Below are 10,691 nucleotides of genomic sequence, written 5' to 3'. Positions count from 1 at the left end.
CTCGCACCCACATTGGATTGTGGGCTGCAGCCAAGACTAGTGCCCAGCCGCCAGGCGGACAAATTCGAAATACTCAAGGCAGCATTCGATTAAATAGATGGCTTGCGTCCGTGGGGCTGTTCCCGGGCAACGGCCAGGAACGGGTCGACCGACGCCGGGCGTGCCGTGCCCCGGCGCCAGGCGAGCCCGACATCCAGCGTCTGGTTGAGGTCGGCGATGGGCCGTGCCTCGATGATGTCGCCTTCCAGCGACCATGGGCGGTAGGTCATGTCCGGTTGGATCGAAACCCCCAGGCCGGCCGCTACCAGGCTGCGCACCGCTTCGGTCGAGGCGGTACGCAGGGTGACCTGCGGTTGCAGGCCGGCACCGCGCCACAGGCGTTGCGCGTTGCGATCCATCTCGTCGACGTTCAGTTGGATCAACGGCTCGCGCGCCACATCCGCGAGATTGATGCTGTCGTGTTCGAGCAACGGATGCTGGGCCGGCAGCCACAAACGATGGGGCGAGTGGGTCAACACTTCAGTCTGCAAGGCGTGGCGGTCTTCCAGGTTGGACAGGATCAGCACGCCGACGTCGATCTCGCCGCTAACCAGCAGATGTTCGATATAGGGGCGTTCGTCCTCCATCACACGGATCGCCACATTCGGATAGGCGCGCTGGAAACGGGTCAAGAGGTCCGCCAAGTAGTACCCGGCGACCAGGCTGGTCACGCCGATGGTGACCTGACCGGCCACCTGATCGGTGCTTTGTTGCAGGCTGCGCTTGGCGTTGTCGACGGTGGCGAGGATCAGGTGCGCCTGACGCAGGAACTGATGTCCCTGGTGAGTCAGCGTCATGCCCTTGGCGTGACGGTTGAACAGGCTGACGCCGATTTCCTCTTCCAGTTGCTGGATGGCCAGGGTCAGGGTGGATTGGGAAATGAACGCGGTTTGCGCGGCGGCGGAAATCGAACCGGTTTCGGCTACCGCGATGAAATGACGGATCTGGCGCAGGGTCATCATGGTGAATACCCAGGTGACGATTTTATCGATGTTCAGGAGTGTATATCGTTTTTGTCGAATAGCTGCGCCACCCTTCTTATCACGGCCAACCTCTCAGGCAACATCTCGAAGCAATCTGGCCCAGGGTGGTAGGGCACTTTCGATCTACGCTGGGGGCCTTATGATCCGGTTAACCCGAATGCGTGGAGGCAGCAAATGAACACCCGTGGATTGCTCGATCAGTTACTCAAGTCCGGTCAGGAAATGTTGCAGAACAAGGCCGGCGGCTCCCAGGGCAAGTCGTCCGGCGGTCTGGGTGGTTTGCTTGGCGGCTCCGGCAACCTCGGCGGCATGCTCTCCGGCGCAGGGGGCGGGGCGCTGGCGGCCAGCGCCATGGGGTTGCTGCTGGGCAACAAGAAAGCCCGTAACTTCGGCGGCAAGGCCCTGACGTATGGCGGCCTGGCTGCATTGGGTGTGATTGCCTACAAGGCGTACGGCAACTGGCAGGCCCAGCAGGGCAATGCGCCGAAAACCGAACCGCAGACCCTCGACCGCGTCCCACCGGCGCAGGTCGAACAGCACAGCCAGGCGATCCTCAAGGCCCTGGTCGCGGCGGCCAAGGCCGACGGTCATGTGGACGAACGCGAGCGTCAACTGATCGAAGGCGAATTCACCAAGCTCGACAACGACCAGGAACTGCAACACTGGCTGCACGCCGAGCTCAACAAGCCGCTGGATCCCGGCGACGTCGCCCGGGCCGCAAGCACTCCGGAAATCGCCGCGGAAATGTACATCGCCAGCGTGATGCTGGTGGATGAGGAGAACTTCATGGAGAAATCCTACCTCGACGAACTGGCGCGACAACTCAAGCTGGAACCTGGACTGAAGGCGGAACTGGAGAAGCAGGTACGTCAGGCGGCTGCCTGACCGTTACCCCTGTGGGAGCGAGCCTGCTCGCGAATAGCGTCCAGCCAGTCAAAATCCATTGACTGACACACCGCTTTCGCGAGCAAGCTCGCTCCCACAGGTTTTGTATCCAGCCCTCGCCACCGATAGCGAAACGGTGCGCGAAAATCTCCCGAACACCGCCATACAGACGCACCACCACCCTCGGCTATACTCCCGGCAATTCAAAGTACCCGAGGTTTTCCTGTGAAGAACTGGACGTTGCGCCAACGCATTCTGGCGAGTTTTGCGGTGATTATTGCCATCATGTTGCTGATGGTGGTGGTCACCTACTCGCGGTTGTTGAAGATCGAGGCCAGTGAACAGGAAGTACGTACCGACGCCGTTCCAGGGGTGTATTACAGCTCCATGATCCGTGGGGGCTGGGTCGACAGTTACGTCAAGACCCAGCAGCTCGTGGGTCTGTCCGGTCAGCGGGAAATCAGCGACGAAGACAAGGCGCTCTATCAGCGGTACGAGCAGCATCTGCGCGATGAAATGCAGCAATACCAGAAGCTGATCCAGGACCCGGCCGACCAGGCCTCTTTCGATGAATTCGAAGTCAATCACCAGGACTTCAACAAGGCCCTGGCCAAGGTACTGGATCTGTACCAGCGCAAGGATTACGAAGGCGCCCGGCTGGCGGTGGAAAAAGACCTGACGCCAGCATGGCTCGACGGTCGCGGGCATTTGAACCAGATCATTGAGCGCAACCGTGAGTTGGCTGAGCAGGCCGCCCTGACCATTGGTCGTGCGGTGACAGCCGCCGAGGTCGCCATGGGTCTGTCGTTTGTCGTCGCAGTGCTGGTGGCCGTGCTTTGCGGCCTGTTGCTGATGCGCGCGATCATGGCGCCGATGAGCCGCATCGTCGAGATACTCGAGGTCATGCGCAGCGGCGATTTGAGCGGACGCCTGAACCTGGCGCGCAAAGACGAGTTCGGCGCTGTGGAGACCGGCTTCAACGACATGATGGCCGAGTTGACATCGCTGGTGTCCCAGGCCCAGCGTTCCTCGGTGCAGGTCACCACCTCGGTGACCGAGATCGCCGCGACCTCACGGCAGCAACAGGCCACGGCCACCGAAACCGCGGCCACCACCACCGAGATCGGCGCGACGTCGCGTGAAATCGCCGCCACCTCTCGCGACCTGGTGCGCACCATGACCGAAGTCTCCAGCGCCGCCGACCAGGCCTCGGTCGCCGCCGGCTCAGGTCAGCAAGGCCTGGCGCGCATGGAAGAAACCATGCACTCGGTGATGGGCGCCGCCGATCTGGTGAACGCCAAGCTGGCGATCCTCAACGAGAAGGCCGGCAACATCAATCAGGTGGTGGTGACCATCGTCAAGGTCGCCGACCAGACCAACCTGCTATCGCTCAACGCCGCCATCGAGGCCGAGAAGGCCGGTGAGTACGGGCGCGGTTTCGCCGTGGTCGCCACGGAGGTGCGGCGCCTGGCCGATCAGACCGCTGTCGCCACCTACGACATCGAGCAGATGGTTCGCGAGATCCAGTCCGCCGTCTCGGCCGGTGTGATGGGCATGGACAAGTTTTCCGAAGAAGTGCGCCGTGGCATGGCCGAGGTGCAGCAGATCGGCGAGCAATTGTCGCAAATCATCCATCAGGTCCAGGCGCTGGCGCCGCGGGTGTTGATGGTCAACGAAGGTATGCAGGCCCAGGCCACCGGCGCCGAGCAGATCAACCACGCCCTGGTGCAACTGGGCGATGCCAGCAGCCAGACCGTGGAGTCCCTGCGCCAGGCCAGTTCCGCCATCGACGAGCTCAGCCAGGTGGCCGTGGGCCTGCGCAGCGGCGTCTCGCGTTTCAAAGTCTGATGAGCGATTTCGACGCCCGACGCGGTACCGGGCCGGCGGCCCGGCAGGCGTTGTTCCTGGTGTTTTGCATCGGTAACGAGCGCTACGCCCTGCAAGCCATCGATGTGGTGGAGGTGCTACCGCGCCTGCCGCTCAAGCCGATTGCCCGGACGCCGTCCTGGGTGGCCGGGGTATTCGCCTGGCGTGGCCGGGTGGTGCCGGTGCTCGATCTGTGCGCCTTGACCTTCGGCCAGGCCGCCGAGGCGCGCACCAGTACTCGGTTGGTGCTGGTCAACTACCGGCCCCAGGCGCAGCAAGCAGCGCATGTGCTGGGTCTGATCCTGGAACAGGCCACCGACACCCTGCGTTGTGATCCGTCCGACTTCAAGCCTTATGGCCTGGATAATCCCCAGGCGCCTTACCTCGGTCCGGTACGCGAGGATGCCCAAGGAATGCTGCAATGGGTGCGAGTCAACGATTTGCTCGACGAGTCGGTTCGCGCGGTGTTGTTCCCCGCTAAGCCGCTGGACTTGATGGCCTCGAGGAGCGGCGATGAATAACGACCAGCGTTTTTTCGATTTCCTCAAGGAGCGCATCGGCCTGGACGTGACGTCCGTCGGCACCGCGATTATCGAGCGGGCCGTGCGCCAGCGCGTCCTTGCCGTGCCCGGCCGGACCACCGATGACTATTGGCAAAGCCTGCAGCATTCTGCCCAGGAGCAACAGGCGCTGATCGAAGCGGTGATCGTCCCGGAGACCTGGTTCTTCCGTTATCCCGAATCGTTCGCGACGCTGGGGCGACTGGCCTCCCAGCGCCTCGCTGCGATCAAGCACCTGCGCGCGCTGCGCATCCTCAGCCTGCCATGCTCCACTGGCGAAGAGCCGTACTCGATCGCCATGGCCCTGTTCGATGCAGGCCTCGAGCCGCATCAATTCAAAGTCGATGCGATGGACGTCAGCCCGCTGTCCGTTGATAAAGCCCGGCAAGCGCGTTACGGCAGGAACTCCTTCCGTGGCGCGGACCTGGGTTTTCGCGAACGGTATTTCCGTGCCGAGGAGGACGGCTATTGCCTCGATGAGCGCATACGTGAACAGGTGCGCCTGCAAGTGGGCAACCTCCTGGATCCGGCCTTGCTGGTGAATGAGGCCCCGTATGATTTCGTGTTCTGTCGCAACCTGCTGATCTATTTCGACCAACCGACCCAGCAGCAGGTGTTCGAGGTGCTCAAGCGCCTGACTCATCAGGACGGCGTGTTGTTCATCGGCCCCGCCGAGGGCAGTTTGCTGGGGCGGTTGGGCATGCGCTCGATCGGCATTCCCCAATCGTTCGCCTTCAGCCGCCAGGGCGCGCCCGAGCCGCAACCGCTGCCAACGCTGCTGCCAAGTCCGTTGCCGATTCGCCAGCCGCCACCACGAGTCGCTGCGCCGCCGCTTCGGCCTCGACCGTTTGCAGCCAGCGTGACGCCGATTGCCCCACCCAGGAGCAGCGACGCGGTGACCTTGCTGGCCAATATCGCCGCCCTGGCCAACGGCGGCAAAAGCGCCGAGGCCCGGGCGGCTTGCGAAGACTATTTGCGCAACCATGCGCCCAGCGCGCAGGTGTTCTATTGGCTGGGCCTGCTCAGCGACATGGCCGGCAACGCGCTCGAGGCCCAGGGGTTCTATCGCAAGGCGCTGTATCTTGAACCGCAACACGCCGAGGCCCTGGTGCATCTGGCGGCGCTGCTGGCATCCCAGGGAGACGTGGCCGGTGCCCGTCGATTGCAGGAACGTGCGGCCCGCAGTGGGCGCCCGGTTGAGAGTGAGCGCAAACGATGAGTGGTTCGGCTTCCTATAACGTGACTCATGACGATGCCCAGGCCATCGATGACTGCTGGAACCGCATCGGGGTTCACGGCGACAAGTCCTGCCCATTGCTGGCCGAACATATCCATTGCCGCAACTGTTCGGTGTACTCGGCGGCGGCCACCCGTTTGCTCGACCGTTATGCCCTGCGCCAGGATGATCGAGAGCTGGCTCTCGCGCCGGTCGACAGTGACATCGTCACGCGCTCGGTGTTGATGTTCCGCCTCGGCGAAGAATGGTTGGGCTTGAGTACTCGCAGCCTGGTGGAAGTGGCGCCGTTGCAGCCGATCCATTCGCTGCCGCACCAGCGTTCGCGGGCCTTGCTCGGCGTTGCGAATGTGCGCGGCGCCCTGGTGGCCTGCCTGTCGCTAGTCGAGTTGTTGGGGCTGGAGCCTGGTTCGGTTGCGCCTTTCGGTGGGCGGATCATGCCGCGAATGCTGATTATCGCTGCCCAGGGCGGACCGGTATTGGTGCCTGTGGATGAGGTGGACGGCATTCATGCGATCGACGAATGCATCCTGGCGGGTGCTTCGCAATCGGCGGGCAAGTACACCCGTGGCGTGTTGCAGTACAAAGGCCGCAGCCTGCGTTGGCTGGATGAAGAGCAGTTGTTGTCCGCCGTGTCCCGGAGCCTGTCATGACCCCCGATCAGATGCGCGACGCCTCGTTGCTCGAACTGTTCAGCCTGGAAGCCGAGGCTCAGACCCAGGTACTCAGCGCCGGCCTGCTGGCCCTGGAGCGTGACCCGACCCAGGCTGACCAACTTGAGTCATGCATGCGTGCGGCGCACTCGCTCAAGGGCGCCGCGCGAATCGTCGGGATCCCCGCCGGGGTCAGCGTGGCCCACGTCATGGAAGATTGCCTGGTCAGCGCCCAGGAACGCCGCCTGGTCTTGCGTGCCGAGCATATCGACGCCTTGCTGCAAGGCACCGACCTGCTGACGCGCATCGCGACCCCAGGCAACAGCGTCGGCGCCGAGGACATCGAGGCCTATGTCGCGTTATTGGGGCGCCTGCTTGATCCTGCGGCTGCGGCGGCTTCAACCGCCATGTCGCCGACCAGCGAGATACCACTCGAGCCCATGCGGGTCGAGTTGCCTGAGCCTGTGCCCCTGGAACCTGTGGAGCCGGTGGCCAGGAAAAAGCCTGTCACCGAGGAGGGCGAACGGGTCTTGCGGGTCACTGCCGGGCGCCTCAACAGCCTGTTGGACCTGTCGAGCAAGTCGTTGGTGGAAACCCAGCGTCTCAAGCCTTGGCTGGCGACCCTGCTGCGGCTCAAGCGCCAGCAAGGCAATGGCCTGCGTGCTCTTGAAGACCTGAATGTGCATCTCAAGGACCATGCCTTGAGTCTCCAGGCCCAGGAGGCGCTCAACGATGCCCGGCGCCTGTTGGCGGAAACCCAGCAGATCCTGGCGCAGAAAACCGCTGAGCTGGACGAGTTCGCCTGGCAGGCCGGCCAGCGCGCGCAAGTGTTGTACGACACCGCGCTGGCTTGCCGCATGCGCCCGTTTGCCGATGTGCTTGCGGGCCAGGCGCGCATGGTTCGTGACTTGGGGCGCAGCCTGGGCAAACAGGTGCGCCTGGAAATCGAAGGGGAGAAAACCCAGGTCGATCGCGATGTCCTGGAAAAACTCGAAGCGCCCCTGACTCACCTGCTGCGCAACGCCGTCGACCATGGGATCGAGACGCCGGAGCAGCGGCTGTTGGCGGGCAAACCCGCCGAAGGCCTGATCCGCTTGCGTGCCTCGCACCAGGCCGGCCTGCTGGTGCTGGAGTTGGCGGACGACGGCGCCGGCGTGGATCTGGAACGGGTGCGCCGCAGCGTGGTGGAGCGTGGTCTTTCTCCCGAGCACACCGCCGCCAGCCTGAGTGAAGAAGAACTGCTGACTTTCCTGTTCCTGCCCGGCTTCAGCCTGCGGGACAAGGTCACCGAGGTGTCCGGGCGCGGTGTCGGCCTGGACGCTGTCCAGCATATGGTCCGGCAGTTGCGTGGCGCAGTGGTGCTGGAGCAGACGGCGGGCGCGGGCAGTCGCTTCCACCTTGAGGTGCCGCTGACGCTGTCGGTGGTGCGCAGCCTGGTGGTGGAAGTCGGCGGCGAGGCCTATGCGTTTCCGTTGGCCCATATCGAGCGCATGTGCGACCTGGCGTCCGAGGACATCGTCCAGGTCGAAGGTCGCCAGCATTTCTGGCATGAAGGTCGCCATGTCGGGTTGGTCGCCGCCACGCAATTGCTCAACCGCCCGGTAGCGCCCAACAACGGCCAGAGTCTCAAGGTCGTGGTGATCCGCGAGCGCGAAGTGATCTATGGCGTGGCGGTGGAACGCTTCATCGGCGAGCGAACCTTGGTGGTGCTGCCCCTGGATGAGCGCCTGGGCAAGGTCCAGGATATTTCCGCCGGTGCTTTGCTCGACGACGGCTCGGTAGTATTGATCGTCGATGTCGAAGACCTGCTGCGTTCGGTAGAAAAGTTGCTCGACACCGGGCGGCTGGAACGCATCGCCCGGCAGAACGAGGCCCAGGCTCCACGCAAGCGGATCCTGGTGGTCGACGACTCGCTGACCGTGCGGGAACTGGAGCGCAAGCTGTTGCTCAATCGAGGCTATGACGTGGCAGTGGCGGTAGACGGCATGGATGGCTGGAATGCGTTGCGTTCGGAGGATTTCGACTTGCTCATCACGGACATCGACATGCCGCGCATGGACGGTATCGAACTGGTATCGCTGCTGCGCCGCGACAACCGCCTGCAATCGCTGCCGGTGATGGTGGTTTCCTATAAGGATCGCGAGGAAGATCGCCGCCGTGGCCTGGATGCCGGGGCCGACTATTATCTAGCCAAGGCGAGTTTTCATGACGACGCCTTGCTCGACGCCGTGGTCGAATTGATCGGAGGAGCGCGCGCTTGAAGATCGCCATCGTCAATGACATGCCCCTGGCGGTCGAGGCCCTGCGCCGCGCGCTGGCATTCGAACCCGCGTATCAGTTGGTCTGGGTGGCGGCCAACGGCGCCGAGGCGGTGCAGCGTTGCCATGAATACACGCCGGACCTGATCCTGATGGACCTGTTCATGCCGATCATGGACGGTGTCGAGGCGACCCGGCGAATCATGGCCGACACGCCGTGCGCCATCGTGATCGTCACTGGCGACAGCCAGCAGAACGTCCATCGGGTGTTCGAGGCCATGGGCCATGGCGCCCTGGACGTAGTGGATACCCCGGCGCTGGGCGTCGGCAGGCCCGAAGAGGCCGCTGCCCCCTTGCTGCGCAAGATCGCCAACATCGGCTGGCTGATCGGTGAGCGGGGCAACGGTGAGCGCGCCGCGCCGGCTGCGCAGCGGGCGTCGGTGTCACGCAACAGCCTGGTGGCGATCGGCTCGTCGGCCGGCGGCCCCGCCGCGTTGGAAGTGCTGCTCAAGGCGCTACCCCGCGATTTCGCCCCGGCCATCGTGCTGGTCCAGCATGTCGACGAAGTGTTTGCCGCCGGCATGGCCGAGTGGCTGGCCGGCGTGTCGGGCCTTGAGGTCCGGTTGGCCCGCGAGGGCGAGACACCGCGAGGCGGGGTGGTGCTGTTGGCCGGAACCAATCATCATTTGCGGCTGTTGAAAAATGGCACGCTGGCGTACACGGCCGAACCCGTCAACGAAATCTATCGGCCCTCCATCGATGTGTTTTTCGAGAGTGTCGCCAATTTCTGGAGTGGTGAGGCGGTAGGCGTGTTGCTCACCGGCATGGGTCGCGACGGCGCGCAAGGGCTTAAACTGATGCGCCAGCAGGGCTGCGTGACCATCGCCCAGGACCAACAGAGCAGCGCCGTCTATGGCATGCCCAAGGCGGCCGCCGCTATCGACGCGGCGGCGCAGATACTCGCGCTGGACCGGATAGCGCCACGCCTGGTGGAAATTTTCAGCCAATGATGCCCTCTTGCACCCCAAGCAGTATTCAGGTGAGCCCCCATGACTGATTTACAGCTCGACGACTTCAAGCGCGATGAGAACGCCGCCATGGTCTTGCTGGTCGATGACCAGGCGATGATCGGCGAGGCAGTGCGACGCGGGTTGTCGAACGAGCAGAACATCGACTTCCACTTCTGCTCCGACCCTCACCAGGCCATCGCCCACGCCGTGCGCATCAAGCCGACGGTGATTCTCCAGGACCTGGTGATGCCCGGTCTCGACGGCTTGAGCCTGGTGCGCGAATACCGCAACCATCCGGCCACTCGCGACATCCCGATCATCGTCCTGTCGACCAAGGAGGACCCGCTGATCAAGAGCGCGGCGTTTGGCGCCGGCGCCAACGATTACCTGGTCAAGTTGCCGGACAATATTGAACTGGTAGCGCGGATCCGCTATCACTCGCGCTCCTACATGATGCTGTTGCAGCGCGACGCGGCCTACCGTGCGCTGCGCGTCAGCCAGCAGCAGTTGCTCGACACCAATCTGGTGCTGCAACGGCTGATGAACTCCGATGGCCTGACCGGGCTGTCCAATCGCCGGCACTTCGATGAATACCTGGAGCTGGAGTGGCGAAGGGCGCTGCGGGACCAGTCCCAGCTGTCGCTGTTGATGATCGATGTGGATTATTTCAAGTCGTTCAACGACAACTACGGTCACCTTGAAGGCGACGAAGCCTTGCGCAAGGTTGCCACGGCGATCCGCGAGGCCTGCAGTCGTCCGTCCGACCTGCCGGCGCGTTATGGCGGCGAGGAGTTCGCCCTGGTCTTGCCCGGCACCTCGCCTGGCGGTGCACGGCTGATGGCCGAAAAGCTGCGCCAGAGCATCGTCGCCCTGAAAATCCCCCATGCCACGCCCGACGGCGGCGAAAACCTGACCGTCAGCATCGGCGTCGCGACCTGCACCCCGCAACAGGGCGGCGAGTGCCGTCAACTGATCTCGGCGGCGGACAAGGGGCTGTACCTGGCCAAGCACAATGGGCGCAATCGGGTGGGAGTTGAATGAAACCCTGCCTGGGCAGATTGCTTTTGTGGGGGGGGGGGGGGCTCCCGCTGGGGCGCGCAGCGGCCCTGAAACCAGTTGGCTCGGTGTGCCAGGCCGATTGAGTGGGCCGTTTTGGGGCTGCTGCGCAACCCAGCGGGAGCAAGCTCCCTCGCCACAGGGGCC

General features: G+C 63.7%; 9 protein-coding genes. 8 read left to right on the top strand and 1 reads right to left on the bottom strand.

Annotation, left to right across the window (positions count from 1 at the left end):
- Positions 1 to 89: 89 nt before the first annotated feature.
- A complete protein-coding gene (locus ACE04F_RS12360; protein WP_486107028.1) occupies positions 90 to 1,001 on the bottom strand; it encodes a LysR family transcriptional regulator in 912 nt (303 codons plus the stop codon).
- A gap of 195 nt (positions 1,002 to 1,196) precedes the next feature.
- Here ACE04F_RS12360 and ACE04F_RS12355 point away from each other — a divergent pair, with 195 nt between their 5' ends.
- The 8 genes from ACE04F_RS12355 (at position 1,197) to ACE04F_RS12320 (ending at position 10,529) form a co-directional block, all read left to right on the top strand.
- Positions 1,197 to 1,907, top strand: coding sequence for a tellurite resistance TerB family protein (locus ACE04F_RS12355; protein ID WP_305499048.1), 711 nt, complete (start codon positions 1,197 to 1,199; stop codon positions 1,905 to 1,907).
- Positions 1,908 to 2,132: 225 nt separating this feature from the next.
- Positions 2,133 to 3,755 (top strand): methyl-accepting chemotaxis protein, encoded by a 1,623-nt coding sequence (locus ACE04F_RS12350; RefSeq protein WP_486107026.1) that lies wholly within the window; start codon positions 2,133 to 2,135, stop codon positions 3,753 to 3,755.
- Positions 3,755 to 4,294: a chemotaxis protein CheW gene (locus ACE04F_RS12345; RefSeq protein WP_486107024.1), complete on the top strand. Its 540-nt coding sequence runs from the start codon at positions 3,755 to 3,757 to the stop codon at positions 4,292 to 4,294. The genes ACE04F_RS12350 and ACE04F_RS12345 overlap by 1 nt, the downstream gene beginning before the upstream one ends.
- A complete protein-coding gene (locus ACE04F_RS12340; RefSeq protein WP_486107022.1) occupies positions 4,287 to 5,552 on the top strand; it encodes a CheR family methyltransferase in 1,266 nt (421 codons plus the stop codon). Before ACE04F_RS12345 ends, ACE04F_RS12340 begins: the two co-directional genes overlap by 8 nt.
- On the top strand, positions 5,549 to 6,220 hold the full coding sequence (locus ACE04F_RS12335; RefSeq protein ID WP_486107020.1) for a chemotaxis protein CheW: 672 nt from the start codon (positions 5,549 to 5,551) through the stop codon (positions 6,218 to 6,220). The genes ACE04F_RS12340 and ACE04F_RS12335 overlap by 4 nt, the downstream gene beginning before the upstream one ends.
- Positions 6,217 to 8,481, top strand: a complete 2,265-nt coding sequence (locus tag ACE04F_RS12330) for a response regulator (protein WP_486107018.1) — start codon at positions 6,217 to 6,219, stop codon at positions 8,479 to 8,481. Before ACE04F_RS12335 ends, ACE04F_RS12330 begins: the two co-directional genes overlap by 4 nt.
- Positions 8,478 to 9,488 (top strand): chemotaxis-specific protein-glutamate methyltransferase CheB, encoded by a 1,011-nt coding sequence (gene cheB / locus ACE04F_RS12325; RefSeq protein WP_486107016.1) that lies wholly within the window; start codon positions 8,478 to 8,480, stop codon positions 9,486 to 9,488. Before ACE04F_RS12330 ends, cheB begins: the two co-directional genes overlap by 4 nt.
- Positions 9,489 to 9,527: 39 nt before the next feature.
- Positions 9,528 to 10,529 (top strand): diguanylate cyclase, encoded by a 1,002-nt coding sequence (locus ACE04F_RS12320; RefSeq protein ID WP_486107014.1) that lies wholly within the window; start codon positions 9,528 to 9,530, stop codon positions 10,527 to 10,529.
- Positions 10,530 to 10,691: the final 162 nt, after the last annotated feature.

Source organism: Pseudomonas sp. AGC41 (assembly GCF_057334555.1).
The sequence above is the reverse complement of the archived record's forward strand: the minus strand, read 5'-3'. Positions and strand labels throughout refer to the sequence as shown.